The 25,174-nt window shown below is 75.1% G+C and carries 25 protein-coding genes; 11 read left to right on the top strand and 14 right to left on the bottom strand.

The genetic code is table 11. The features are described from left to right. Nucleotides 1-25: 25 nt before the first annotated feature. The 5 genes from SM573_RS22460 to SM573_RS22440 all read right to left on the bottom strand — a co-directional run bounded on the left by SM573_RS22460 (nt 26) and on the right by SM573_RS22440 (nt 5,783). On the bottom strand, nt 26-646 hold the full coding sequence (locus tag SM573_RS22460; RefSeq protein ID WP_474616977.1) for a GNAT family N-acetyltransferase: 621 nt from the start codon (nt 644-646) through the stop codon (nt 26-28). Next, nucleotides 636-2,786, bottom strand: a complete 2,151-nt coding sequence (locus SM573_RS22455) for a penicillin acylase family protein (protein WP_474616976.1) — start codon at nt 2,784-2,786, stop codon at nt 636-638. Before SM573_RS22455 ends, SM573_RS22460 begins: the two co-directional genes overlap by 11 nt. Then, complete coding sequence (locus SM573_RS22450; protein ID WP_474610967.1) at nt 2,783-3,571, bottom strand: ABC transporter ATP-binding protein; 789 nt, start codon at nt 3,569-3,571, stop codon at nt 2,783-2,785. The genes SM573_RS22455 and SM573_RS22450 overlap by 4 nt, the downstream gene beginning before the upstream one ends. Nucleotides 3,572-3,657: 86 nt before the next feature. Then, the gene (locus SM573_RS22445) at nt 3,658-4,686 is read right to left on the bottom strand and encodes a FecCD family ABC transporter permease (RefSeq protein ID WP_474616975.1); all 1,029 of its coding nucleotides are present in this window, start codon (nt 4,684-4,686) and stop codon (nt 3,658-3,660) included. Continuing rightward, entirely contained in the window at nt 4,683-5,783 is a 1,101-nt protein-coding gene (locus SM573_RS22440; protein ID WP_474617105.1) for a FecCD family ABC transporter permease, read from the bottom strand. Before SM573_RS22440 ends, SM573_RS22445 begins: the two co-directional genes overlap by 4 nt. 66 nt (nt 5,784-5,849) lie before the next feature. Here SM573_RS22440 and SM573_RS22435 point away from each other — a divergent pair, with 66 nt between their 5' ends. From SM573_RS22435 to SM573_RS22405, 7 genes are all read left to right on the top strand, one after another. Next, nucleotides 5,850-6,881, top strand: a complete 1,032-nt coding sequence (locus tag SM573_RS22435) for an ABC transporter substrate-binding protein (protein WP_474610531.1) — start codon at nt 5,850-5,852, stop codon at nt 6,879-6,881. After that, nucleotides 6,881-7,708, top strand: coding sequence for a siderophore-interacting protein (locus tag SM573_RS22430; RefSeq protein WP_474610530.1), 828 nt, complete (start codon nt 6,881-6,883; stop codon nt 7,706-7,708). Before SM573_RS22435 ends, SM573_RS22430 begins: the two co-directional genes overlap by 1 nt. A 155-nt stretch (nt 7,709-7,863) precedes the next feature. After that, on the top strand, nt 7,864-9,402 hold the full coding sequence (locus SM573_RS22425; RefSeq protein ID WP_474610529.1) for a pyridoxal phosphate-dependent decarboxylase family protein: 1,539 nt from the start codon (nt 7,864-7,866) through the stop codon (nt 9,400-9,402). Nucleotides 9,403-9,440: 38 nt separating this feature from the next. Beyond that, the gene (locus SM573_RS22420) at nt 9,441-10,733 is read left to right on the top strand and encodes a lysine N(6)-hydroxylase/L-ornithine N(5)-oxygenase family protein (protein WP_474616974.1); all 1,293 of its coding nucleotides are present in this window, start codon (nt 9,441-9,443) and stop codon (nt 10,731-10,733) included. Next, complete coding sequence (locus SM573_RS22415) at nt 10,730-11,368, top strand: GNAT family N-acetyltransferase (protein ID WP_474616973.1); 639 nt, start codon at nt 10,730-10,732, stop codon at nt 11,366-11,368. Before SM573_RS22420 ends, SM573_RS22415 begins: the two co-directional genes overlap by 4 nt. Further along, nucleotides 11,365-13,182 (top strand): IucA/IucC family protein, encoded by a 1,818-nt coding sequence (locus SM573_RS22410; protein ID WP_474616972.1) that lies wholly within the window; start codon nt 11,365-11,367, stop codon nt 13,180-13,182. The genes SM573_RS22415 and SM573_RS22410 overlap by 4 nt, the downstream gene beginning before the upstream one ends. A gap of 69 nt (nt 13,183-13,251) precedes the next feature. After that, a complete protein-coding gene (locus SM573_RS22405; protein ID WP_474610525.1) occupies nt 13,252-13,749 on the top strand; it encodes an anthrone oxygenase family protein in 498 nt (165 codons plus the stop codon). Nucleotides 13,750-13,783: 34 nt separating this feature from the next. On the opposite strand, the gene SM573_RS22400 is transcribed toward SM573_RS22405, so the two are convergent. Next, nucleotides 13,784-14,800 (bottom strand): fructosamine kinase family protein, encoded by a 1,017-nt coding sequence (locus SM573_RS22400; RefSeq protein ID WP_474610524.1) that lies wholly within the window; start codon nt 14,798-14,800, stop codon nt 13,784-13,786. 166 nt (nt 14,801-14,966) lie between these two features. On the opposite strand from SM573_RS22400, the gene SM573_RS22395 reads away from it, so the two are divergent. Further along, entirely contained in the window at nt 14,967-15,380 is a 414-nt protein-coding gene (locus SM573_RS22395) for a type II toxin-antitoxin system Phd/YefM family antitoxin (protein WP_474616971.1), read from the top strand. Between the two features lie 39 nt (nt 15,381-15,419). Here SM573_RS22395 and SM573_RS22390 read toward each other — a convergent pair whose 3' ends face one another. Next, on the bottom strand, nt 15,420-16,145 hold the full coding sequence (locus SM573_RS22390) for an SDR family oxidoreductase (protein WP_474616970.1): 726 nt from the start codon (nt 16,143-16,145) through the stop codon (nt 15,420-15,422). Nucleotides 16,146-16,248: 103 nt separating this feature from the next. On the opposite strand from SM573_RS22390, the gene SM573_RS22385 reads away from it, so the two are divergent. After that, nucleotides 16,249-16,644: a MerR family transcriptional regulator gene (locus tag SM573_RS22385; RefSeq protein WP_474616969.1), complete on the top strand. Its 396-nt coding sequence runs from the start codon at nt 16,249-16,251 to the stop codon at nt 16,642-16,644. Nucleotides 16,645-16,653: 9 nt separating this feature from the next. Here SM573_RS22385 and SM573_RS22380 read toward each other — a convergent pair whose 3' ends face one another. From SM573_RS22380 to SM573_RS22355, 6 genes are all read right to left on the bottom strand, one after another. Beyond that, complete coding sequence (locus SM573_RS22380) at nt 16,654-17,721, bottom strand: ABC transporter ATP-binding protein (RefSeq protein WP_474616968.1); 1,068 nt, start codon at nt 17,719-17,721, stop codon at nt 16,654-16,656. Further along, nucleotides 17,718-18,557: an ABC transporter permease gene (locus SM573_RS22375; RefSeq protein ID WP_474616967.1), complete on the bottom strand. Its 840-nt coding sequence runs from the start codon at nt 18,555-18,557 to the stop codon at nt 17,718-17,720. The genes SM573_RS22380 and SM573_RS22375 overlap by 4 nt, the downstream gene beginning before the upstream one ends. After that, a complete protein-coding gene (modA, locus tag SM573_RS22370; RefSeq protein ID WP_474616966.1) occupies nt 18,554-19,330 on the bottom strand; it encodes a molybdate ABC transporter substrate-binding protein in 777 nt (258 codons plus the stop codon). The genes SM573_RS22375 and modA overlap by 4 nt, the downstream gene beginning before the upstream one ends. Continuing rightward, nucleotides 19,327-19,752 carry a TOBE domain-containing protein gene (locus tag SM573_RS22365; RefSeq protein ID WP_474610517.1) on the bottom strand — a complete coding sequence of 142 codons (426 nt, stop codon included), beginning with the start codon at nt 19,750-19,752 and terminating at the stop codon, nt 19,327-19,329. The genes modA and SM573_RS22365 overlap by 4 nt, the downstream gene beginning before the upstream one ends. A 116-nt stretch (nt 19,753-19,868) precedes the next feature. Beyond that, on the bottom strand, nt 19,869-20,360 hold the full coding sequence (smpB, locus tag SM573_RS22360; protein ID WP_474610516.1) for an SsrA-binding protein SmpB: 492 nt from the start codon (nt 20,358-20,360) through the stop codon (nt 19,869-19,871). Between the two features lie 122 nt (nt 20,361-20,482). Beyond that, nucleotides 20,483-21,376, bottom strand: coding sequence for a LysR family transcriptional regulator (locus SM573_RS22355; RefSeq protein WP_474616965.1), 894 nt, complete (start codon nt 21,374-21,376; stop codon nt 20,483-20,485). 94 nt (nt 21,377-21,470) lie between these two features. Between SM573_RS22355 and SM573_RS22350 the strand changes: the two genes are divergently transcribed. Together SM573_RS22350 and SM573_RS22345 are read left to right on the top strand one after the other, a co-directional pair. Beyond that, nucleotides 21,471-22,292, top strand: a complete 822-nt coding sequence (locus tag SM573_RS22350; RefSeq protein WP_474616964.1) for an NAD(P)-dependent oxidoreductase — start codon at nt 21,471-21,473, stop codon at nt 22,290-22,292. Next, complete coding sequence (locus tag SM573_RS22345; protein WP_474616963.1) at nt 22,289-22,708, top strand: RidA family protein; 420 nt, start codon at nt 22,289-22,291, stop codon at nt 22,706-22,708. The genes SM573_RS22350 and SM573_RS22345 overlap by 4 nt, the downstream gene beginning before the upstream one ends. Nucleotides 22,709-22,748: 40 nt before the next feature. Here SM573_RS22345 and SM573_RS22340 read toward each other — a convergent pair whose 3' ends face one another. Beyond that, complete coding sequence (locus SM573_RS22340) at nt 22,749-24,980, bottom strand: hypothetical protein (protein WP_474616962.1); 2,232 nt, start codon at nt 24,978-24,980, stop codon at nt 22,749-22,751. Between the last annotated feature and the right edge of the window lie 194 nt (nt 24,981-25,174).

Here is a 25,174-nt window from a genome sequence, read left to right as displayed (position 1 = left end):
GGGCGCCCGGCCGGCGGCCGCCCCGTCAGCGGGCGCCGGCCGGGTCCGGGCGCGCCGTGCCGCCGGTCGCGGGCCGGTCGAGGAAGAGCAGCCTCGCCCGCTTCTCCGGCAGGTCGACGAGCGGCCCGAGCCGGAAGCCGGTACGCAGCAGCCGGGCGATCGCCTTCTCGTTGCGGGCGTCCGGCTCGGCCACGAGCCGCCGCCGGCTCGGGTCGGCCCACGCGAAGTCGAACACCGCCGAGATCAGCCCGCCGGTGAACCCCGGCTCGGCCGCGTCCGGCGGACCGATCAGCAGGTGCACCCCGAAGTCGCCGGGCCGCACCTCGTAGCACTCGCCGACCGGGTCGGCGTCGGGCTGGTACGTCTGGAACAGCGCCACCGGCCGCCCGTCGCGGTGCACGAGGTACGCGTGGTGGGTGGTGAGCGAGTCCAGGTACGCGTAGATCTCGCGGACCCGTTCCCGGCTCGCGTCGCGCATCCCCCAGAACCGGGCCCGTTCCTGCGTCACCCAGCCGTGCAGCAGGTCGGCGTCTCCGTCCGGGTCGACGGGGCGGATCGTGACCTCGCCGAAGCCGGGGACGTCCCGGTGGTAGCGGTGCGGGCCCCGGACGCCGGGTGGCACGGTGGTGCCCTGGTCAGTGCTCATCTCGCTCCTCGGTGAGCTGGTCCCAGTCGGTGGTGACGGGTAGCAGGTCGCCGGCCAGCCAGGCGGCCGTCTGGTCGTGGTGGTGCGGGTCGCCGGGCACACCGGAGGCGCCGAACGGCACGACCCAGCGGCTCCGCGACCGGTCGCCGAGGTCCCACACGTAGCGGGCCGCCGGCCCGCGCAGGCAGTCGTGGGTGACGCCGGGAACGCTGGAGGTGGCGAGCACGCAGTCGTGGTCGCCGGCCAGCCCCGGCACGGGGTCGACGGCCGCCTCCGGCAGCGCCCGCCACGCCGTGAGCCGGTGCAGGTCGCCCCAGCGCGGCAGCTCACGCCGGGCGCCGCCGGTCGGCGCGCCGGGCCCGCCGTCGCCGGCCGCTGACCCGCCGGCCGCGCCGGTCGTCGCACCGGCCGGTGCCACGCCGACGGCGTACCGCTCGGCCACCTCCTCGACGGCGGCGCGCAGCAGCTCCTCCGGGTCGCCGTCGGGCAGCAGGCCGCTGCGCAGCAGCGCCTCCACGGCGAGGCCCACCCGCGGCGTCAACGCCAGCCACGGCTGGAACAGCGCCGGGTACGACGGCGGGTCGGCGAGCGCGGCCAGCGCCGGGTGGGCGGCGAGCCGCCGCACGAGCGCCGCCCGGACCAGGGCGAACGCGGCCGCGTCGCGGCTGTCCGCGGCCATCCCGCGGTCCCAGCCGCGCAGCCGCTCGCGCAGCGCGGCGGCGGCCGGGGACAGTGCCGTCACCGCGGCGAGCCGGGCCAGCAGCGGACCGGCCGCGGCGAGGTACGTGTCGGTGTGCACGACCGCCATCTCCTCGGCCGTCCAGTCGCTGCGGGCGTCGAGCAGCTCGCGGATCCGGTCGGCCCGGTGCGGCGGCGCGAACTCCACGCCCAGCGGGGCGGCCAGCCCCCGGGCGTTGGCCATCACCGCGAGGTCGCGTACGTCGGCGCGGGGCATCGGCGCGTACCAGCCCTGCCAGGCGTGCGCCGCGTCCCAGGCCGGCACGACCCGCAGCCGGTTCGCCGGGTGGCGCACCGGCACCGCGCCCGCGACCCGGTGCAGCAGCCCGCCACCGGTGTCGGCGGCCTGGAGCACGTTGACCGGCTCGACCCAGCGGTCGACCGCCCGGTCCACGTCGGCCACCGTCCGGGCGCGCAGCAGCGCCGGCAGCGCGGCGAAGCCCAACTCGGCCAGCACCCGGGGCGGGTGGCGCAGGCTGATCCCCGTCCCGTGCTCCGGGCCGCCGACGACCACCGGTCCCCGTGCGGTCTCGACGACCTCCACCTCGACCGGGTCGTCGCCGGCCACGTCGACGGTCTCCCGGTGCGCCGGCACCGGGGCCCACCCGTCCGGGCCGTACGCCTCGACGACGCCGTCGCGGCGGCGCAGCCGCTCGGCGTACAGGTCCTGGTAGTCGGCCAAAGCGTTGGTGATCGCCCAGGCCACCGCGCCGGTGTGCCCGAAGTGGGCGACGCCGGGCACGCCCGGCACGGCGAGGCCGACCACGTCGTACTCCGGGCAGGCCAGCCGGATCTGCTGGTAGACGCCCGGGTCCTCGATGTACCGGTGCGGGTCGCCGGCCAGCAGGGCCCCGCCACCCGCGGTGCGCTCGCCGGCCAGCAGCCAGCCGTTGCTGCCGGCGGTGGCCGGCGCGTCGGCCGCGAAGAGGGTCATCGCCGACTCGCCGAGGTGCCGGGCCACATGCTCGCGCCACAGCTTCGTCGGCAGGTTGGCGAAGAGGATGTGGTGGGACAGCCACACTGCCAGCGGCGTCCACGGCTCCCACCGGCCGGGCTCCAGCCCGACGGCGGCGAACTCGGGCGCCCGGGCGGCCCCGGCGGCCAGGCCGTCGTTCACCCCGTCGACGTAGCCGCGCACCCAGGCCGCGGTGGCCGGGTCGAGGGCGTCGTAGCAGCGGCGGGCCGTGTCCTCCAGCCGGGCCTGCCGGGCGAACCGGTCCCAGCCCACCGCGTCGGCGCCGAGGAAGGACGCGCTGCTGCCGCGGGCCCGGTGCCGCTCCACCTCCAGCTGCCAGGCCCGGTCGTACGCGGTCACCCGGCCCTGGGCGGCGACGAGGGCCGCCTCGTCGGCCGCCCGCAGGTGCGGGACACCCCACGGGTCGCGGTAGACGCGGGCGGTCACGCCGGTTCCGGGGCGAGCGGGGCGGCCCGCCGGCGGGCGGCCGGGACGACCAGCGGTGTGCCGGTCTCCGGGTCGTCCACCACGCGGCAGGGCAGCCCGAACACCTCCTCCACCCGCTCGGCGGTGACCACCTCGGCGGGCTTCCCGGCGGCGACCACCCGCCCGTCGCGCATCGCGACGAGATGGGTGGCGTACCGGGCCGCGTGGTTCAGGTCGTGCAGCACCGCCACCAGCGTCCGGCCCTGGTCCTCGTGCAGCCGGGCGCAGAGGTCGAGGATCTCGATCTGGTGGGCGATGTCCAGGTAGGTGGTCGGCTCGTCCAGCAGCAGCAACGGCGTCTGCTGCGCGAGCGCCATGGCGATCCACACCCGCTGCCGCTGACCGCCGGAGAGCTCGTCCACCGTCCGGTCGGCGAGGTCGGCGACCCCGGTGGCGGCCATCGACTCGTCGACCACCCGTTCGTCCTCACGGGACCACTGCCGCAGCAGGCCCTGGTGCGGGTACCGGCCGCGGGCCACCAGTTCGGCCACCGTGATGCCGTCCGGTGCGATGGAGGACTGGGGCAGCAGTCCGAGCGTCCGGGCGACCTGGCGGGCGGGCCGTCGGTGGATGTCCGCACCGTCGAGCAGCACCGATCCGGCGGTCGGCTTGAGCATCCGGGACAGCGCCCGCAGCAGCGTCGACTTGCCGCAGGCATTGGGACCGATGACCACCGTGAACGACTGGTCGGGGACCTCGACCGTGAGGTCCTCGGCGATGGTGCGCCGGTCGTACGCGAGGGTCATGCCGGTGCCGCTGAGCCGAGAGGTGCCGGCCTGCATCACGTGGTGCTCCGTTCTCGTCGGGGTGGTGCCGTGGTCGATTCCCGCGCTCACAGCCGGCCCGCCCGGCGTTCCATCGCCAGCAGCCACACGAGGTAGGCCCCGCCGATCGCGCCGGTGATCGCGCCGGCCGGGAGCTGGTGGTCGGCGAACGCCCGCTGCCCGAGCAGGTCGGCGCCCACCAGCAGGGCCGCCCCCACGCACATCGCGGGGAGCAGGTTCGGCCCGGGGGAGCGGGTGAGGCGGCGGGCCAGGTGCGGGGCGGTGAGCGCGACGAAGGACACCGGCCCGGCGGCCGCGGCCGCGAACGAGACGAGCAGCACCGCCGCGGCGAGCAGCGCCATCCGCAGCCGCCGCACCGGGACGCCGAGGGCGGCGGCGCTGTCGTCGCCCATCTCCAGCATCCGCAGCGCCGGCCCGCAGCCGAGCAGCACCAGGGGCGCGAGCACCGCGAGCACGATCAGCAGGGGCAGCGCCTCGGACCAGCCCCGCCCGTCGAGGCTGCCGGTGAGCCAGAGCACCGCCCGCGCCGCGTCCATGAGGGGCGCGCGGGTGAGCAGGTAGCCGTTCACCCCGGTGAGGATCGCGGTGATGCCGATCCCGACCAGGATCAGCCGGTAGCCGTGCACGTTGTTGCGCCAGGTGAGGGCGTAGACGAGGGCGCCGGTGGCGATGCCGCTGAGCACCGCCGCACCGGACAGGGCGAGGCTGCTGCCGCCGAGCACGACCACCACCAGGGCCCCGGTCGACGCGCCCTGGGTGAATCCGAGCATGTCGGGGCTGCCCAGCGGGTTGCGCACCAGCGACTGGAACACCGCCCCGGCCAGGGCCAGGGCCGCGCCCACCAGCAGCGCGGTGACCAGCCGGGGCAGCCGTAGCTCCTGGATGATGAACTCCTCGGCCGGGGTGCCGGTGCCCAGGAGCGTCCGCAGCACGGCGCCCGGGCTCATCGGGTAGTCGCCCCCGGCGATGGCCAGCACGCCCAGGCCGGCGGCGAGCAGGGCGGCGCCGGCGCCGACGGCGAGGGCACGGGGGCGGAACCGCAGCGAGAGCCCGCCCGGCGTACGCAGCACGGTCACGGACGGGCCACCTTCCGCCGCAGGACCAGCCACAGGAACAGCGGCCCGCCGAGCACCGCCGTCACCATGCCGACCTGGAGCTCGCCGGGGCGGCCGAGCACCCGGCCGAGCACGTCGGCGCCGAGCAGCAGCACGGGCGAGAGCACCGCGCAGTACGGCAGCAGCCAGCGCAGGTCCGGCCCGGTGAGGGCGCGGACCAGGTGCGGCACGAGCAGGCCCACGAAGACGATCGGACCGCACGCCGCGGTGGCCGCGCCGCAGAGCAGGGTGACCGCCAGGATGACGGCCGCCCGGATCAGCGTGGGCCGCGCGCCGAGTGCCCGGGCCGCGTCGTCGCCGAGGGCGAGCGCGTTGAGCGGGCGCGCGGTGGCCAGCGCCACGAGCAGGCCGGCCCCGATGAACGGCGCCACCCGACCGACCGTGGCCGAGTCGGCGGTCGCCAGCGAGCCGACGGTCCAGAACCGCAGCCGGTCCAGCGAGGCGGCGTCGAGGAGCATCGCCGCGCTGACGAACGAGAAGAGGGTCGCGTTCAGCGCCGCGCCGGCCAGCGCCAGCCGCGCCGGCGTGGCCCCGCGTCCACCGCCGACGGCGTAGACCAGCGCGGTGATCGTGGCCGCGCCGAGCATCGCGAACCAGACGTAGCCGTTCAGGGCGGTCACCCCGAGCAGGGCGGCGGTCGCCACGGCCGCGGAGGCGCCGGCGTTGATGCCGAGCAGGCCGGGGTCGGCCAGCGGGTTGCGGGTCAGGGCCTGCATCACCGCCCCGGCCACGCCGAGCGCCGCGCCGGCCAGCAGGCCGAGCAGCGTGCGCGGCAGCCGCATCTCGTGCACGACCGCGTACTCGGCGGAGTCGGCGCGCAGCAGGCCCGCCCAGACGTCCGACAGGGGGAGCTGCTTCGCGCCCACGGCGATGCTGAGCACGACGACGGCCGTGAGCAGCAGCACGGCGGCGGCCAGACCGGCGGCCCGCGCCCCGGTGCGACCGTGCCGACTCGGAGACGGCGGCGCCGCCGCGCCGACACGCGGCGCTGATGACTGAAGGACGGACAGTGTGGGCTCCGGTGGACGAGAAACGCCGAACGAGACTTGACAGCGAATTAGGTTAGGTTAACCTAACCGCGCTGTCCACGGTCACCCCCCGACCCTTGATGGAAAGACCACACCATGCTCGATTCTGTCTCCGCCCGTCGCGTCTCCCGGCGCGGTCTCCTCGCCGGTGGCGCCGCCACCCTCGCCCTCCTGATGGCCGGCTGCGGCGACGGTGACGACTCCGCCGCGCCGACCGCGACCGGCAGCGCAGGGCCGTGGGAGTTCACCGACGACCGCAACGAGAAGCTCAGCTCCCACAGCCGGCCGACGCGCGTCGTGGCCTTCACCGGCACCGCCGCAGCCCTGGTCGACTTCGGTCTCGACAAGCAGATCGTGGGCGTCTTCGGCGAGACGAAGCGGGCGGACGGCAGCGTCGACCCCCAGGCCGGTGACCTGAACGTGGAGAGCGTGGAGATCCTCGGCAACGTGTGGGGCGAGTTCAGCGTCGAGAAGTACGCGGCCCTGCGTCCCGAGCTGCTCGTGACCCACATGTACGACCCGGGTGCGCTCTGGTACGTGCCGGACGAGAGCAAGAGCAAGATCCTCCCGCTGGCGCCGAGTGTGGCGATCACCACGGCGCGGGTCCCCATGACCAAGCCGATCGAGCGCTACGCCCAGCTCGCCGAGTCCCTCGGCGCCGACCTGTCCGCGAAGAAGGTCACCGACGCCAAGGCCCGCTTCGAGGCGGCGGCCGAGTCGGTGCGCCAGGCCGTGAAGGCCAACCCGGGCATCAAGGTGATGGCGGCCTCCGGCAGCCCGGACATCTTCTACGTCTCCAACCCGAAGATCAGCACCGACCTCATGTACTTCGCCGAGCTCGGCGTGGACATCGTGGTGCCCACCAAGCTCGAGGCGGGCGACTACTTCGAGGCGCTCAGCTGGGAGAACGCCGGCAAGTTCCCGGCCGACCTGATCCTGCTCGACAACCGCAGCACCGCCCTGCAGCCCAAGGACCTCGCGGCCAAGCCCACCTGGGGTCAGCTGCCGGCCGTCAAGGCGAACCAGGTCGCCGCCTGGGACGCGGTGCCGCGCTTCTCGTACGCCGGCGCGGCGCCGCTGCTGGAGAACCTCGCCACCGCGATCCGTTCGGCGAAGAAGGTCAGCTGATGGGCACGGCCCTCGCCGTCCAGTACCGGTTCTACGCGGCGCGGGTCGTCGCCGCCCGGCGGCTGAGCGCCAGCCTCATCCGGGTCACGCTCGGTGGCGAGGAGCTGCGCGACTTCGCCGGCGGGGGCCGGGACCAGAGCGTCTCCCTCTTCCTGCCGCACCCCGGCCAACCGGCCCCGGTGCTGCCGGGCGCGGAGGTGGCGGACTGGTTCGGCGCGTACCGGGCGCTGGATCCCGCCGCCCGGGCGGTGATGCGCTCCTACACCATCCGGGCGCAGCGCCCGGAGTCCGCCGAGGTGGACATCGACTTCGTGAGCCACGGCGACACCGGGCCGGCCTCCCGCTGGGCGGGTCACGCCCGCCCCGGCGACCGGGTGGTGCTCCTCGGCCCCGCGATCCCCGACAACCGCAGCGTCTGCTTCCGGCCGCCGGACGACACCCGGCTGGTCCTCCTCGTCGCCGACGAGACCGCCCTGCCGGCCGTCGGCGGGATCCTCGACTGGCTGCCCGCCGGCACCCGGGTGCGGGCCTGGATCGAGGTGCCCGACTCCGGCGACATCCAGCCCCTGCCCACCGAGGCGCGGGCCGAGGTGAGCTGGATCGTCCGGGGCGCCACCCCACCGGGCAGCAGCCTGCTCGTCGACGCCGTCCGCGCCGCCCGGCTGCCGTCCGACACCCCGTACGCCTGGGTCGCCGGTGAGTCCTCGATGGTCCGCGGCGTGCGCCGGCACCTCGTCGGCGACCGCGGCCTCGACAAACGCCGCGTCACCTTCTCCGGCTACTGGCGCCGTGGCGTCTCCGAGGACACCTTCCGCGCCGAGCAGTGAGGAGGGCCCCAGCGCCGAGGCCACCTCACCCCGCGGCGACGCCGCCCCGGTGCGCCGTCCCACACCACCCCGCCGTCCCGCCGCCTGCCCCGGCGGTGGGTTTCGGCTGCCCCGACATCCGCTCCGTCCGTACCCCGAGTGTGGAGGATCTGCCCATGATCTCGCCGGCACACACCGCCGAGGCCGTCGCCGCCCCGCCCGGCGGGCCCGCCGCCCGGGCCCACCTGCTGAACGACCGGACGGTCGGGCGCTACCGCGCCGCGATCGCCGACGGCGTCGACCGGGTCGCCCGGCGCGTGTCCGGCGTGGACCGTCCCTTCACCGGGGTCACCCCGGCGGAGCTGGCCCCCCGGATCACCGGGGTCGACCTCGACCGGCCGCTCGGCGACGCCGGGTCCGCCCTCGACGAGCTGGAGGAGGTCTACCTGCGTGACGCCGTCTGGTTCCACCACCCCCGTTACCTGGCGCACCTGAACTGCCCAGTGGTGATCCCGGCGCTGCTCGGTGAGGCCGTGCTGACCGCCGTGAACTCCTCCCTGGACACCTGGGACCAGAGTGCCGGCGCGACCCTGATCGAACGCCGCCTGATCGAGTGGACGGCGCAGCGGATCGGCCTGGGCCCGGCCGCCGACGGGGTCTTCACCAGCGGCGGCAGCCAGTCCAACCTCCAGGCCCTGTTGCTGGCCCGGGAGGAGGCGTGCCAGGCCGCGGCGGGGCGGGAGAGCCGCGCCGAGCTGCTGCCCCGGCTGCGGGTGCTCACCTCGGCGGCCGGGCACTTCAGCGTGCAGAAGTCGGCGAAGCTGCTCGGCCTGGCCCCCGACGCGGTGGTGACGATCCCGACCGACGCCCAGCGGCGGATGATCCCGGCCGCCCTGCGGAGGGAGATCGACCGCTGCCGGCGCGACGGGCAGGTGGTGATGGCGGTGGTGGCCACGGCCGGCACCACGGACTTCGGCTCGATCGACCCGCTCGACGACATCGCCACGATCTGCGCGGTGGCCGGGGTGTGGCTGCACGTCGACGCCGCGTACGGCTGCGGCCTGCTGGTCTCCCGGACCCGCCGGCACCTGCTGGACGGCATCGAGCGCGCCGACTCGGTGACCGTCGACTACCACAAGTCGTTCTTCCAGCCGGTCAGCTCCAGCGCCGTCCTCGTGCGCGACCGGCGGGCGCTGCGGCACGCCACCTACCACGCCGACTACCTCAACCCGGCCCGCATGGTGGAGCAGCGCATCCCCAACCAGGTCGACAAGAGCCTCCAGACCACCCGCCGCTTCGACGCCCTCAAGCTCTGGCTCACCCTGCGGGTGATGGGGCCGGACGCGCTGGGCGCGCTCTTCGACGAGGTCGTGGAGCGGGCCGCCGGCGCCTGGGAGCTGATCAGCGAGGACCCGCGGTTCGAGGTGGTGACCCGCTCGCCGCTGAGCACCGTGGTGTTCCGCTACCTGCCCACCGGGCCGGGGCGGGGCTTCGCCGACGCGGCCAACCTGTACGCGCGCGAGGCGCTGGCCGCCTCCGGGGCCGCCCTGGTCGCCAGCACGACCGTCGACGGCCGCCACTTCCTCAAGTTCACCCTGCTCAACCCCGAGACCACGCTCGACGACGTCGGGCACGTGCTGCAGCTCATCGCCCGGTACGCGGGCCGGTACGTGCACGAGCGGACCACCGCCGACCTGGCCTGCCGGGTCGGCTGACCACCGACGGCTTGTCGAACCCGCCCGAGGAGGGCCGCATGTCCACGCACGACTTCATCGCCATCGGCCTCGGCCCGTACAACCTGGGCCTGGCCTGTCTCACCGCGCCGATCCAGGAGCTGGACGGGGTGTTCCTAGAGGCCCGACCGGGCGTCGACTGGCACCCCGGCATGCTCCTGTCCTCCGCCCGGCTGCAGACGCCGTTCATGGCGGACCTGGTCACCCTCGCCGACCCCACCTCGCCGTTCTCGTTCCTCAACTACCTGAAGGAGACCGGCCGGCTCTACCCGTTCTACATCCGGGAGAGCTTCTACCCGCTGCGCAGCGAGTTCAGCGCCTACTGCCGGTGGGCCGCGGCCAAGCTGCCGAACCTGCGCTTCAACCAGGAGGTGAGCCGGGTCGAGTACGACGCCGCCGACGAGCGGTACGTCGTGCGCGCCCGGGTGGGCGACGACGAGGTCACGTACCGGGCGCGGCACCTGGTGCTCGGCACCGGCACCCCGCCGTACGTGCCGGAGGCCTGCGCGGGGCTGGGCGACGACGTGGTGCACACCTCGCGCTACCTCGCACACCGGGACACGCTGCGCACCAGGCGCAGCATCACCGTGGTCGGCAGTGGGCAGAGCGCCGCGGAGATCTACCACGACCTGCTCGGTGACATCGGCACGTACGGCTACCAGCTGAACTGGGTCACCCGGTCGCCCCGGTTCTTCCCGCTGGAGTACACGAAGCTCACCCTGGAGATGACCTCACCGGACTACGTGGACTACTTCCACGCCCTGCCCGAGCAGACCCGCTACCGGCTGGAGGCCGAGCAGAAGGGCCTGTTCAAGGGCATCAGCGCCGACCTCGTCAACGACATCTTCGACCTGCTCTACGAGCGCAGCGCGTCCGGCCCCGTGAACACCCGGTTGCTCACCAACACCGAGCTGACCAGCGCCGCGCGCGACGACGCCAGCGGCACGTACACGCTCGGGCTGCGGCACGTGGAGCAGGAGCGCGACTTCACCCTGCGCACCGAGGCGCTGGTGTTGGCCACCGGCTACCGCTACCGCACCCCGGAGTTCCTGGAGCCGGTGCGCGACCGGATCCGCTGGGACGGGCGCGGCCGCTACGACGTGGCCCGCAACTACAGCATCGACCACACCGGGCGGGGGATCTTCCTCCAGAACGGCGGCACCCACACGCACAGCATCACCTCGCCCGACCTCGGCATGGGCGCGTACCGGAACTCCTGGATCATCCGCGAGCTGCTCGGCCGGGAGCACTACCCGATCGAGAAGAGCATCACGTTCCAGGAGTTCGGCGCCCCCGCCGGGGTGGCGTCGTGACCGGCCCCGGCCCGCGCCCGCCCGCGGCCGGCGGCCCGGCGTTCGGCCGGGTCGACCCGCGCCTGGGCGAGTTCACGCTGCGCCCGGTCGACCCCGAGACCGACGCGGCCCTGCTGCACGGCTGGGTGACCCACCCCAAGGCCGTGTTCTGGCTCATGCAGGACGCCGACGTGGCCCGGGTCGCGCGGGAGTACCGGGACATCGCCGAGCACCCGCACCACGACGCCTACCTCGGCTCCTGGCGTGGCCGCCCCGCCTTCCTGGCCGAACGCTACGACCCGGCGCACGTCGAACTGGTCGGCCTGTACGACGCCCGACCGGGCGACGTCGGCATGCACTTCCTCTGCGCGCCCACCGACACCCCCGTGCACGGCTTCACGCACGCCGTGATCACCACGGTGATGGCCTGGCTCTTCGCCGATCCCGCGACCCGGCGGGTGGTGGTCGAGCCGGACATCCGCAACACCGCCGTCCACGCGCTGAACGCGGCCGTCGGCTTCGAGGTCGTCGGCACCATCACCAAACCCGAGAAGGACGCCCTGTTGAGCATCTGCACCCGCGACCGCTTCCACGCCGCCACCGGCCTCGGCTCCGCCGCGCCGGCCGCCGCCACCCGGGACGGAGCCCCGGCGTGAGCACGTTCGACCCCGTCGCCCACCTCACCCCGGCGCACTGGGCGCGCGCCAACCGGCTGCTGGTGCGCAAGGCCCTCGCGGAGTTCGCCCACGAACGGCTCCTCACCCCGGAGCCCGCGGACGCCCCCGCCGACGCCGCGACCGGCGCGGGCCGGCGGTGGTACGCGGTGGGCAGCGACGACGGCACCGTGACGTACCGGTTCGCCGCCCGGGTGTACGCCCTCGAGCACTGGCAGATCGACGCCGAGAGCATCGGCCGGCAGCGCGACGGCGAGGAGTTGCCGCTGGACGCCGTCGACCTCGTCGTCGAGCTGCGCGGCGCGCTCGGCCTCTCCGACCAGGTCCTCCCCGTCTACCTGGAGGAGATCACCTCCACCCTGGCCGGTATCGCGTACAAGCTGGACCGGCCGCCGATGAGCGCCAAGGACCTCGCGGGCGCCGACTTCCAGACCATCGAGACCTCGATGACCGAGGGCCACCCCTGCTTCGTGGCGAACAACGGGCGGCTCGGCTTCGGCATCGACGAGTACCACCGGTACGCGCCGGAGGCGGCCCGACCCGTCCGGCTGGTCTGGCTCGCCGCGCACCGCGACCACGCGTCGTTCAGCCACGCCGCCGACCTCGACTACGACACCCTGGTCGCCGGCGAACTGGGCCCGGAGACGCTGGCCCGGTTCGCCGCCGTCATGGACGGGCTCGGCCTGGACCTGGCCGACTACCTGCTGATCCCGGTCCACCCGTGGCAGTGGCGGCACAAGCTGGCCGTCACGTTCGCGGGCGAGGTGGCCCAGCGCCGGCTCGTCTGCCTCGGCCCGGGCCCCGACGAGCACCTCGCCCAGCAGTCCATCCGCACCTTCTTCAACCTCACCGAGCCCGGCCGGCACTACGTCAAGACCGCGCTGTCGGTGCTCAACATGGGCTTCATGCGGGGCCTGTCCGCCGCGTACATGGCCGCCACGCCGGCCATCAACGACTGGCTCGCCGACCTGATGGCCGCCGACGAGGTGTTCACGGCCACCGGGATCACCGTCATCCGGGAGCGGGCCGCCGTCGGCTACCGGCACCGGCAGTACGAGGCGGCGACCGACCGCTACTCCCCGTACCGCAAGATGCTCGCCGCGCTCTGGCGCGAGAGCCCGGTGCCGGGCCTGGAGCCGGGCCAGCGGCTCTCCACGATGGCCGCGCTGCTGCACGTCGACCGCGACGGCGGCTCCCTCGCCGCCGCGCTGGTCGACCGCTCCGGCCTGGCCCCCGAGGCGTGGCTGCGCCGCTACCTGGACGCGTACCTCACCCCGCTGCTGCACGCCTTCTACGCCTACGACCTGGCCTTCATGCCGCACGGCGAGAACGTCATCCTCGTGCTCGACGAGCGGGACACCGTCCAGCGGGTGATCTTCAAGGACATCGCCGAGGAGATCGCCGTGATGAGCGCCGACCGGCCGCTGCCGCCGGAGGTCGAGCGGATCCGGGTCGACGTGCCCGAGGAGGAGAAGCTGCTGTCCATCTTCACCGACGTGGTGGACTGCTTCCTGCGGCACCTGGCGGCGATCCTGGTGGAGGCGGGCACGATCACCGAGGAGGCGTTCTGGCGTACGGTGGCCGCCTGCGCCGCCGACTACCTGGCCGGCGTACCGCACCTGGCCGAGCGGATCCGCCGCCACGACCTCTTCGCCCCGGAGTTCGCGCTCTCCTGCCTCAACCGCCTCCAGCTGCGCAACAACCAGCAGATGGTCGACCTGGCCGACCCGTCGGCGGCGTTGCAACTGGTGGGCACGCTCGCCAACCCGCTCGCCCCGTACGCCCCCGGACGGTGAGACGCGCGCGTATGTGAACGGGCCCCTGGCGCATGGCCACGGGGCCCGCTCGCGCGTTGACTGGCAGGCATGAACACCCTGCGCACCCTGAGCCTGCTCGCCGCGACAGTGACCACGGGGCTGATGGCCGGTCTCTTCGCCACGTTCGCCTACGCCGTCCTGCCGGGCCTCACCCGGGCCGACGACCGGACCCTGATCCTGGCCATGCAGCGGATCAACGAGTCCATCCTGAACGGCTGGTTCTTCCTCGGCTTCTTCGGCGCGCTGGTCTTCACCGGCGCGACGGCGGGGCTGCACCTGGCCGCCGGGTGGCGCGCGGCGCTGCCGTGGATCGGGGCGGCGCTGGTGCTGTACCTGCTCGTCCTGGTGGTCACCATGGCCGCCAACGTGCCGCTCAACGAGGCGCTGGCCCGGGCCGGCGACCCGGACCGGCTCGCCGACCCGGCCGCGGTGCGGGAGGCGTTCGCCCCGGCGTGGATCCGGTGGAACCTGCTGCGGGCGGTCGCCTCGACGGCCGCGTTCGGGCTGCTCACCTGGGCCCTCGTGGCGCACGGGACGGCGTCCTGAGCGCCGCCCGCGCCGGCCTCGCCGGAGACCGTCGTCAGTCCCGGGCGAGGTCGGTGAGTTCCCGCCGCAGCAGATCGACCAGGCCGGCGTGCCGTTGCGGATGGCTCTCGGGGGTCATGCCGCGGCTCGGCATCTCGACGACCATGAGCAGGTAGAGGTGCATCCGGTAGAGGCTGAGCCGGCGTCGCGCGGCGGCGTCGAGGTCGAACGGCTCCGCGGCGGCGCGGTAGCCGCGCAGCACCGGGTCGTCGGGCTCGTCCTCCACCCGCCGCAGCAGCAGCGGTGAGGTCAGGTCCATCAACGGGTCGCCGTAGAGGAAACGCTCCCCGTCGACCAAGCCGGTCAGTCGAAGCCGGCCGTCCGGGGCGGGCGCGGCGAGCACGTTGCCGTCCCATCCGTCGAAGTGCAGCAGCGCCGGCCGGCGTACCGCGGCCAGCGCCGTGACGTGCCGCCCCACCAGCGCGCGGATCCGCTCCGGCGGGGCCGGCAGGCGGACATCCCAGTCCGCCGCGTCGGCGAGCAACCCGTCCACCATCGCAGCGAACGCCTCAGGCCACGTCGCCCCGGACGGTCGGCGCCCGTCGTCGTATCCGAACCGGTCACCGGTCACCGCGTGCAGGGCGGCGAGCGCCACGCCGGTGTCGAAGCGCGCCGCAGAGTCGTCGACACCGCCGTCGGCCGCCAACTCCGCGAGCGACCGGCCGGGCAGCAGGTCGGTGACCAACCATTCGCCGTACGCCGGGTCGACGCCGTGGTGCAGCACCGACGGCACCGGCACCTGCGGAGCCCGGGCGGCCACCAGCCGGAGGTAGCGGGCCTCCGCCGCGCAGAGGCCCCACTCGTAGCGGAGCAGCCGCACCCCCTGCGGCGGGGCGAGCTTCAGCACCACCCGGCGGTCGTCGTCGAGGCGGATCCACCACACCGTGGCGAAGCCCCCGCCGCTCATCCGCCCGCTGTCGGCGACCGTCGCCGCCGGGCCGAACGAGGCGCGGGCCAGCGCGGCCACGTCGCCGGGGGAGAGTGGGCGTTGCGTCGGGCCGAGCGTGCTCACCGGGAGCCGCCCGGCCGGTGCTCCGTCGGGAAGCGCGGCACAGCGGTCACAGTAGACGCTCCCGGTCGCCCGCGCGGCCCCGCGACGGCGTGCCCGTCCCGCGTCCCGGGTGCCCGCCCCGGCCCGTGGTGACGGTTCTGTCGTACCCCGGCGTCACCATGCATCCATGGCTGTCTCCGCCCTGCCCCCGCACCCCGACCAGCCACGCACCCTGCCGCTGCGCGAGGTGCGCACCCGGCTCACCCAGCTCGTGTCGCTCGCCGAGCTGACCGACACCGTCACCGTCGTGACCCGCGACGGTGACCCGCGCCCGGTGGCGGCCATCGTGCCGGCCGGCGCCGCGCGCACCCTCGCCCAGGCCCGGGCCGACGCCGACCGGCTCGCCACGGTCACCGCGGGTTGGGCCCGCCGCCTCGACGAGCAGCGTCAGCAGAGCGGCCGCCGCCACGCGGCCGAGCTGCGCGCGGTCCGCGCCGCGCTGGCGCAGGCGTGGGCCGAGCTCGACCGCCGTGCCAGGCCGGGCGGCGACCCGGCACTGGCCCGGCTGCGGGCCGCCCACGCCGACCTGCTCACCGACTGATCGCCGGGCCGCCGGACGTCCAGCCGGGGGCGGCCGAGGTCAGGCCGCGTCGCCTCGGCCCCCGACCACCCGCGTGTAGAACGCGCTCGGGTCGTCGGCCAGCGAGGCCTTGATGTGCCGGGACCAGTCGTCGACGAGCACTTCGAGCTGGTTCGCCTCGATGCCGTCAAGGGCCCGCCGGACGACCTCGGCGGGGTCTTCCTTGGGGTAACCCTCGATGCCGGTGGACATGTCGGTGTCGGCGAGGCCCAGGTGCACACCGGTGACCAGCGTGCCCTGCTCCGCCAGCTCCAGTCGGGCCGAGTTGGTGAGGTTCCACGCCGCCGCCTTGGCCGCGCCGTAGGCCCAGCCCCCCTCGGTGGTGAACCACGAGAGCGCGGAGAGCACGTTGAGGATCGCGCCGCCGCCCCCGGCCCGCAGCGCCGGGGCGAACGCGCGGATCATGTGCAGGGTGCCGTAGAAGTGCGTGTCCAGCTCCAGCCGGATCTTGTCCAGGTCGCCGGTCACCAGCTTGGTGCCCGTCGACACGCCGGCGTTGTTGACCAGGAGGGTGACGTCGGAGGCGGCCCGCGCGGCGGCCGCGATCGACGCGGGGTCGGTGATGTCCAGGCGCAGCGTCTCCACGCCGGGGACGGTGACGAGTTCGGGCCGGCGCGCGGTCGCGTAGACCTTCTTCGCGCCACGGTCCAGCAGCTGTTGCGCGAAGTGACGCCCGAGGCCCCGGTTGGCTCCGGTGACGAGGGCGACGGAATCGGCGATCTTCATGGTTGCCTCCGTTGATCGGGTGGAACGTCCGACGCGAGCTACGCTAAAACCTGACGTTGACGTCAAGGGCAAGTGTGGTGAGCCACGTCATGGAGGAGCAGCCGTGCGCATCGGTGAACTCGCCGCCCGGACCGGCGTGAGCACGCGGGCGCTGCGGTACTACGAGCAGCAGAACCTGCTGACCTCGGAGCGCAGCGCGGGCGGCCAGCGGCACTATCCAGAGAGCGCGGTCGCCCGGGTCGAGTGGATCCAGCGGCTCTACGCGGCCGGTCTGCCGAGCCGGACGGTCGCCAGCCTGCTGCCGTGCGTCTTCACGCCCGAGTCGGTGACGCAGCCGGAGATCGTGGGGAGGATGGTGGCCGAGCGGGAGCGCATCGACGCGAAGATCGCCGATCTCGTGGCCACCCGCGACAAGCTCGACACCCTGATCGGCGCGGCCCGCGACTTCTTCACCGCGCGGACGGCGACCGAGGGGTCACCGGCCGCCGCGGCAGGGTGACCGCCAGGGTCAGGGGCTGACCGGGTAGGCGGCCGTCTCGGCCGCCTTCACCGCCGCCCAGACGGGCTGGCCGGGGGTGAGCCGCAGGTGGGCGGCGGCCGCCGGGGTGACGTCGGCGGCCACCGCGATCGGCCCGTCGAGACGTACCCGCAGGTAGTCGCCGTGTCGCTGGATGCCGCCCACGGTGGCCGGCCAGGTGTTGCGCGGGCTGCCGTCGGGGCGGCTGGGGTGCACCGCCACCGCGGCGGGCCGGAACGCCACGAACACCTCGCCGTCGACCCGGTCGGCGACGGTCAGGGTCAACCCGTCGGCGACCCGGACCCCGTCCCGGTCGGTGCGGCCCCGGTAGAGGTTCAGGCCGACGAGGCGGGCCACGTAGTCGGTGCGGGGCCGGGCGGTGACGCTGGCCCCGTCGCCCTCCTGCACGACCCGGCCACCCTCCACGATGACCAGCCGGTCGGCCAGCGCGAGCGCGTCCAGCGGGTCGTGGGTGACCAGCACGGTCGCGCCGGGGTGCTCGGCCAGGTGACGGTGCAGCTCGGCGCGGGTCTCCAGCCTCGTGCGGGCGTCCAGCGCGGCGAGCGGCTCGTCCAGCAGCAGCAGCGACGGCGCCACGGCGAGCGCGCGGGCCAGCGCCACGCGTTGCGCCTGCCCGCCCGAGAGCTGCCGGGGCCGGCGGTGCTCGTGCCCGGCCAGCCCGACCCGGTCCAGCCAGTGCCGGGCGGTGTCCCGCGCCGCCCGCCGGTCGAGCCCGTGCCGGCGCGGCCCGAAGGCCACGTTCTCCAGGGCGCTCAGGTGCGGGAAGAGGAGGTAGTCCTGGAAGACCACCCCGACGGGGCGCCGCTCCGTCGGCACCCAGGCACGCCGCGCCGGGCGGTCGACGTCCGTGCCGGCCAGGGTGACGTGCCCGGCGCTGAGCGGTTGCAGGCCGGCGAGGGCCCGCAGCGCCGTCGTCTTGCCGGCGCCGTTCGGCCCGAGCAGCGCGACCACCTCCCCGGCCGCGACCCGCAGTGGCACGTCGAGCCGGAACGTGCCCCGGTCGACGACGAGCCGGGCGTCGAGCAGCGGAGCGGTCACGGCGCCGTGATCCAGCGGTCGCGCAGGGCGGCGAGGATGGTGACCGAGACGGTGAGCAGCACGAGGCTGAGCACGATGGCGGCCTCCAGGTCGGTCTCCAGCGCGAGGTAGACGGCGAGCGGCATCGTCTGGGTACGCCCCGGATAGTTGCCGGCGAAGGTGATGGTCGCGCCGAACTCCCCGAGGGCCCGGGCCCAGCACAGCACCGCACCGGCGGCCAGCCCGGGCCCGACCATCGGGAGCGTGACGTGGGTGAAGGTCGTCCACCGGCCGGCGCCGAGGGTGGCGGCGGCCTCCTCGTAGCGGTGGTCGGCGGCCCGCAGCGCCCCCTCGACGGCGATCACCAGGAAGGGCATCGCCACGAACGCCTCGGCGAGCACCACGCCGGTGGTGGTGAACGGCAGGGTGATCCCGAACGTCGTGTCGAGCCACCCGCCGAGCAGGCCGCGCCGACCGAAGACCAGCAGCAGCGCCACGCCGCCGACGACCGGCGGAAGCACCAGCGGCACGGTGACCAGGGCCCGGACGACGCGCCGGCCGGGGAACTCGACCCGGGCGAGCAGCCAGGCGAGGGGCACCCCGAGCAGCAGGCAGAGCAGCGTCGCGAGGGTGGCCGTGAGCAGCGACAGCCGCAGCGCGGTGAGCACGCCCGGCTCGGTGAGCCGCTGCGGCAGCGTGGACCAGGGTGCGCGGGCCAGGAGCCCGCCGAGCGGCAGGACGAGGAAGAGCAGGCCCAGCCCGGCGGGGACCAGCAGCGGCAGCGGCACCCGGGCCCGCCGCGCGGGCGTACGCGCGGTGCTCGGGGCGGCGGGCGGTGCCTCGGTGGTCGCCGTCACGGTGTCTGGAAGCCGGCGTCGGCGAGCACGGCCCGACCCGCGTCGGAGCGGACGTACGTCACGAACGCCGCCGCCCGGTGGGGCGCGTCCTTGAGCACCGCGATCGGGTAGTCGTTCACGGCGCGCGCCGACTCGGGGAACTCGACGCCGGCCACCTCGTCGGCGGCGGCCCGCACGTCGGTGCGGTAGACCAGAGCGGCGTCGACCTCGCCGAGCCGCACCTTCGACAGCGCCCCCTTGACGTCCTGTTCGAGGGTGACCGGGGTCAGCGTCACCCCGGCCGCCGACAGCGCGTCGCGGGCGGCCGCGCCGCACGGCACCTGCTCGGCGCAGAGGGCGACCTTGGTGCCGGGCCGGGCGAGGTCGGCCAGGCCCCGGATGCCCGTCGGGTTGTCCCGGGTCACGGCGATGACCAGCTGGTTGCGGGCGAAGACGGTCGGCTCGCCGTCGACGTTGCCGGCCTCGACGACCGCCGTCATGTTCCGCGGCGCGGCCGAGGCGAACACGTCGGCGGGCGCGCCCTGGTTGATCTGGGTGGCCAGCGCCGAGCTGCCGCCGAAGTTGAACACGACCGTCGTGCCCGGGTGGGCGGCCTCGAAGTCCGCCCCGATCCGGGTGAACGACTCGGTCAGTGAGGCGGCGGCGAACACGGTCACCGTGCCGCCCGCCGCGCTCCCGCCGGAGTCGCCCCGGCCGCCCGCGCCGCAGCCGCTCAGCGCGACCGCCACGGCGAGCGCGGTCGCCGCCGTCGCGCGGATCCGTCCACCGCTCACGCGCCCGCCCTCCCGCGCGGCCCGGCCGCCGGCGCGGCCCGCTCCACCACGACGGTGGTCGACTTGATCACGGCCACCGCGACCGATCCGACCTGGAGATCCAGCTCGTCGGCGGCCTCCCGGCTCATCAGCGACACGATCCGGAACGGGCCGGCCTGGATGTCGACCTGCGCCATCACGGTGTCCCTCACGACGTTGACCACGATGCCGCGCAGCCGGTTGCGCGCCGAGGAGGTCTCGGCTCCCTCGGCCGGGTCCGTGCCCTGACCGCGGGCGAACGCCGCGAGGGCCACCCCGTCGACGATCCGGTGCCCGTGCTCGTCCCGGTCGGCCGGCAGCCGCCCCGCGTCGATCCACCGGCGGACGGTGTCGGCGCTGACGCCGAGCAGCTCGGCGGCCTCCCCGATCCGGAACGATCCCACCGGCCCACCCTACCGGCAGCATGTGCAAGGTCGGAAGCCCCGTTCGGCCCGCGAGTGCGGCGCGCTTTGCCGACTCGTCCTGGCAACTGCGGTTGCGGCGGTCGGCGCGGCGGCGGTCAGGGCCGGCGGGTGCGGCCCTTGAGGTGGCGACCCATCTCCCGGGCGATCTCCCGGTTGGCGTCCCGCTCGGCGAGCGCCTGACGCTTGTCGTACGACCGGCGGCCCCGCGCCAGCGCCAGCTCCACCTTGGCCCAGCCGTTCTCGAAGTACATCGACAACGGCACGAGGGTGATCCCGCCCTCCCGGGTCCGGGCCAGGATCCGTTCGATCTCCACCCGGTGCAGCAGCAGCTTGCGGGTGCGCCGGGGCTGGTGGTTCGTCCAGGTGCCGAAGCCGTACTCGGCGATGTGCAGCCCGTAGAGCATGATCTCGCCGTCGCGTTCCTGGGCGAACGCGTCGACGAGCGACACCCGCCCCTCCCGCAGCGACTTGACCTCGGTGCCGACCAGCACGATCCCCGCCTCGTACGTCTTGAGGACCGTGTAGTCGTGCCGCGCCTTCTTGTTCGAGGCGATCAGCCGGCGCTCGGGCTGCCTGGAGGCGTTCACCCGGCCGAGGATAACCGGCGCCCGGCCGCCCGCCCGCGCACGTGCCGCCGCCGGGCCCCGTCGCCGACCGCCGCCCGGCGGGGCCCGCACGAGCCGCCGGCCGGGGCCGGGTCGAGGCGCGGTCAGAGCTCGCCCGCCACCGCGTCGAGGACGGGGAGCAGCGCGGCCGTCGCCGGGGAGTGGTGCCGGTGGGCGACCGTGGCCGCGTAGACCCGCCGGGCCGGCGCGTCGTCGGGATGGACCCGGAGCAGGGTGAGATCGGCCGGTGCGGCCCGCACGGCCAGCGCGGGCACCAGCGCGACGCCGAGCCCGGCGGCCACGCACCCGAGCTTGCCGGTCCAGTCGGCGGCGACGATGTCGATGCGCGGCCGGAAACCCGCGGGCATGGTGGCCCGCATGAACGGGTCGCCCCCGTCGGCGGAGCCGGCGATGAAACAGTCCCCGGCAAGCTCGGCGAGGCGCACCGTGTCCCGGCCCGCCAGCGGGTGCCGCCGGGGCACCGCCACCAGCAGGCGTTCGTCGAGCAGGTGGTGCAGGGTGAACCGCTCGGCGTCCAGCGGCTGGTCGGGCGGGGCGCTCACCACGGCCAGGTCCGCGTCGCCGGCGAGCAGCCGCTCCAGCAGGGCCGGCGTGCGGCCCTCGACCAGCGAGAGCCCGACCTCCGGGTGCGCGGCGCGGAACGCGGCCAGCGCGCGGGGCACCAGCGCGGCCATCGCGGTGGGGAAGGCCCCGACCCGGAGCCGGCCGCCGCCGAGCCCCCGCAGCGCGTCCAGCTCCCGGCGCGCGGTGGTGAGCCGGTCGAGCACGGCCTCCACGTGCGGGAGCAGTCGCCGCCCCTCCTCGGTCAGCGTCACGCCCCGGGGGAGCCGGTCGAAGAGCACCACCCCGAACTCCGACTCCAGGGCGGCGACCTGCCGTGACACGGCCGACTGCGTGTAGCGCAGCTCCCGGGCCGCGGCGGTGATCGATCCGTGCCGGACCACCGTCCGCAACACGTCGAGCGCCTCGATCTGCACCCGGCGACCCTACCCGGTGCCATGCGTCGCACGCATGGCGTCCATGAGCAGGACTCGCTGGTGGCATGACCGGCGTCCGCCTACGGTTTCCGGCATGGTGAAGATCGCCGTACTCGGTACCGGACGGATGGGCACCCCCGTCACGCGCCGCCTGCTCGCCGCCGGCCATCCCGTGACGGTGTGGAACCGCACCCCCGCCCGCGCCCGACCACTGCGCGCGGCCGGAGCCGCGGTGGCGGACTCACCCGCCGACGCCGTCGCCGGGGCCGACGTGGCCGTCACCATGCTCGCCGACCCGGCCGCCGTCGACGCCGTGCTGTTCGGACCGGGCGGCGCCGGGGCGGCCCTCGCACCGGGCACCTGCCTCGTCGAGATGTCCACCATCGGGCCCTCCGCGATCCGGTCCGTCGCCGCCCGCCTGACACCGGAGGTGGGCCTCGTCGACGCCCCCGTCGCCGGGAGCGTCGCGGCCGCGGCCGCCGGCCGACTCCGGGTGTACGCCGGCGGCACGGCGGACGCCGTCGCCCGCGCCCGCCCCGTGCTGGAGGTGCTCGGCACGGTCCACCACGTGGGCGGCACCGGCAGCGGCGCGGCGGCCAAGCTGGTGCTCAACACGGCGTTGCTGATCGGCGTGGCCGGTGTCGCCGACGCGCTCGCCGTGGCCCGCGCCGTCGGGATCGACCGCGACACCGCCCTGGACCTGCTCGGTGGCGGCCCGCTCGCCGCCGCCGTCGCCCGGGCCACCACCGCCGACGCCGAGTTCCCGGTCGCGCTCGCGCAGAAGGACCTGGGACTCGTCCTCGCCGAACTCACCGGCGCGGACGCGTCACTGGTACGCGCCGCCCGGGCGGCGCTCGCCGCCGCCCCCGATCCGACCGCCGACATCGCCAGCCTCACCACCGGGGAGCGCCCGTGAAACTCACCCTCGACAACCCGCACACCGTCGCCGCGCCCTTCGGCGACCGGTTCGCCCATGTCGCCCGGATCGACCTGGCCGGCGGGGCGCTGCTGCTCCTCGCCGGCCAGGTCGGCGTCGACGACGACGGCCACGTGGTCGCGCCGGGCGACGTGGTCGCGCAGTCCGAACGGATCTTCGAGATCGTCGAGGGCGTCCTCGCGGCGCACGGCGCCGGTCTCGCGGACGTGCTGCACGTCCGCAGCTTCCTCACCGACCTGGACGACCTGCCCGGGTACGCGGCCGTGCGGCGCCGGCTCTTCACCGGCGCCCCGCCACCGGCCAGCACCACGGTCGAGGTGAGCCGGCTCTTCCTGCCCGGTGCGGTGATCGAGGTCGAGGTCACCGCTGTCGCGCCGGCCGCACCGGCGCACTGACCCCGCGGTCTGCCCGACCTCCGCCGACCGCGGGCGGAGGTCAGGCGCGTCCGGCGCGGAGCCGGCCGACGAGGTCCCGGATCGTGCTGGCGAAGCGCTCGTCGGTCTCACCGGGCCAGTGGCCGAGGATCGGCGGGGGCACGCTGTCGCTGGGCGGCGGCACCACGTCCTGCGGGTCGACCTGCCGCCGGTCCACCGCGGCGGCCGGGTCTCCCGGCGGCATCCGGTCGGTCGGCCGGTGGGGTGAGAAGATCCAGCCACCGATCTGGTCGGTGTCCCGCCAGATGTTGATCCACCGCCAGCCGACCCGCCGCCCGACCTTCCGCAGCGACTCCTCGTTGACGTACGCCGGGAAGAGCGACCCGTAGAGCCGGCGCAACGGCGATCCGTAGGTGAGCAGGGCGACCCGCTCGGTCACCGCGGGCGGCAGTTGCAGGACGGTCGCCGCGAGCAGCACGGACCCGTGGCTGTGCCCGGAGAGCAGCACCCCGTTGCCGCGCTCGACCAGGTAGGTGATCCGACGGGTCAGCTCCGGCACCGCCCGTTCGGAGTAGCACGGCGGGGCGAACGGATGGGCCGAGCGGGGCCAGAACGTGCCGAGGTCCCAGATCACGCCGACGTACCGGCGGAACTCGGTGGTCCGGTAGGCGAAGATCCCACCCACGAACAGGCCGAGGAGGATCGCCGCGATCACGTAGCTGCCCACGCCGAGCATGAAGTTCACGAGATCGCCGGGCACCCCGGTGTAGCCCTCGACGAGGGCCGCCGGATACCGACCCATGAGCCCCAGGACGCTCGTGGCCAGGGCGACCCCGATGAGGCAGGCGTAGACGACGGTGAGCGGCTCCAGCCGCTCGGTGAACCGGGCCCGGGCGATGGCCCGCTCCACCTCCCGCAGCCTCGACCTCGCCTCGGGTGGCGCGTTCGGGAAGTCGCGGGCCACGATCCCGGCGGCGACGCGGTAGCGCGTGCGGCCGGAGACGACGACGACGAACCCGCCGACGACCAGCGTGCCGACCACCGCCAGCACGAACCCGAAGATCGCCCACTTGTACGCCAGCGGCGGGCTCATCAGCAGCTGCGAGGCCGTCGGCTCGTTCCCGTTCAGCAGGTCCGCCGCCCGGTAGACGAGCTCGGAGGAGAACGCCACCGCCAGCCCGGTGGCGACGGCCGCGACCGCGGGTGCGCCGTACCCGCCCCGTGGCGTGTCGCGCGGCGCGCGCTGCCGGAGCACGATGAGCCCGATGGCGGCCAGCAGCAGCGTCTGGGCGAGGAACACCCAGGCGATCGTGGCGCCGTACCGGGGCAGGCCGATCCCCGCCGGCCACGGCGCCGGGTCGACCAGGACGACCGCCACGACGAGCGCGGTCAGCCCGACGGCCACGGTGCGCAGCCCCCGGACGAGCCGGTCCACCGGCGCGCCGGCCTCGGGCAGGTCGATGTGGGCGTGGGAGCAGACCAGCGCCACGCAGCTCAGCACGATCAGCCCGACGAGCACCGCCAGCACCAGCGCGGCGGGCGAGGCGCCGGATCCCGCCCGGGCGGCGAGCAGGCTCGCGCTCAACGTGGCGAACGCCACCGCCACGTGGATCGACCGCATCCTGCCGACCAGGGGCGCCGAGTCCCACTGCCCCACGGCGCTCAGGTCCTGCATGCCGGCGTCCCCCGGCGGCCGGGGGCGGGAGCTGGTGAACGGTCGGCCGGGGCGCGCGCCGAGCCACCAGAGCAGGCCGATGGCCGCCGCCGGGACCAGGCTGAGCACGGCGAGGCGCAGCCCGATCCGCTGCCCGCCCAGCCAGGAGAGCCAGTCCCGGCCACGGAAGCAGTGCGGGGCGGCCATGCACTGCCAGGCGACCAGGTCCAGCGCGACCCCGACGATGGAGAGCACGTAGAGCGCGGTGAGGGTGAGCCCGAGGACCCGGCACAGCGCCTTCATCACGGCGTGCGAGCCGGCCGTCCGCGGGCGCATCCAGACCGCCACGTTGCAGAGCATGAACGGCAGCAGGAAGACCAGCGACAGGGTGCGGACGGCCGTCCCGGAGGGCAGGTCGCTCCAGCGGTACGCCTCCACCGTCACCCCGCCCGGGCCGGCGCTGTCCGGGTAGCCGGGTCGGGGCCGGAAGAAGCCGCCGTTGTTGTCGCCGGCCACCTGGTACGCGTGCGGCCGGCCCAGCACCTGCTCGGGGCCCGCCCCGGAGACCCCGTGCACCCGTAGCTCCACGACCTCGCCGGAGCGCCCCGGCCCGGTCGACGACGCTGGCGTCTGCGACATCGGCCCCCCGGAGTGTCTGCGGCAGCCCGGCCGGGCACCGGCCCGGGGGCCGGCACCCGGCCCCGGTTACCCGTCCGGACGCGTACCAACCGTGGTGCCGCCGCCGCGGGCCGGGCCGGCGACGAGTGACCGCCCGGCGCCCCGAGGTGCGGGCCGGGTCGAGACCCGCGCGGCGACCTGCCGAGGTGTTCGGG

This window comes from Micromonospora xinjiangensis (assembly GCF_056150165.1).
This window is presented reverse-complemented; position numbering and strand designations above follow the sequence as displayed.

Excerpts from the sequence above, each read along its gene's own strand:
- SM573_RS22435 (WP_474610531.1), top strand. The coding sequence starts at position 5,850 with ATGCTCGATTCTGTCTCCGCCCGTCGCGTCTCCCGGCGCGGTCTCCTC.
- SM573_RS22450 (WP_474610967.1), bottom strand. The coding sequence starts at position 3,571 with ATGACCCTCGCGTACGACCGGCGCACCATCGCCGAGGACCTCACGGTC.
- SM573_RS22430 (WP_474610530.1), top strand. The coding sequence starts at position 6,881 with ATGGGCACGGCCCTCGCCGTCCAGTACCGGTTCTACGCGGCGCGGGTC.
- SM573_RS22395 (WP_474616971.1), top strand. The coding sequence starts at position 14,967 with ATGGCTGTCTCCGCCCTGCCCCCGCACCCCGACCAGCCACGCACCCTG.
- SM573_RS22390 (WP_474616970.1), bottom strand. The coding sequence starts at position 16,145 with ATGAAGATCGCCGATTCCGTCGCCCTCGTCACCGGAGCCAACCGGGGC.
- SM573_RS22420 (WP_474616974.1), top strand. The coding sequence starts at position 9,441 with ATGTCCACGCACGACTTCATCGCCATCGGCCTCGGCCCGTACAACCTG.
- SM573_RS22350 (WP_474616964.1), top strand. The coding sequence starts at position 21,471 with ATGGTGAAGATCGCCGTACTCGGTACCGGACGGATGGGCACCCCCGTC.
- SM573_RS22405 (WP_474610525.1), top strand. The coding sequence starts at position 13,252 with ATGAACACCCTGCGCACCCTGAGCCTGCTCGCCGCGACAGTGACCACG.
- SM573_RS22340 (WP_474616962.1), bottom strand. The coding sequence starts at position 24,980 with ATGTCGCAGACGCCAGCGTCGTCGACCGGGCCGGGGCGCTCCGGCGAG.
- SM573_RS22460 (WP_474616977.1), bottom strand. The coding sequence starts at position 646 with ATGAGCACTGACCAGGGCACCACCGTGCCACCCGGCGTCCGGGGCCCG.
- SM573_RS22425 (WP_474610529.1), top strand. The coding sequence starts at position 7,864 with ATGATCTCGCCGGCACACACCGCCGAGGCCGTCGCCGCCCCGCCCGGC.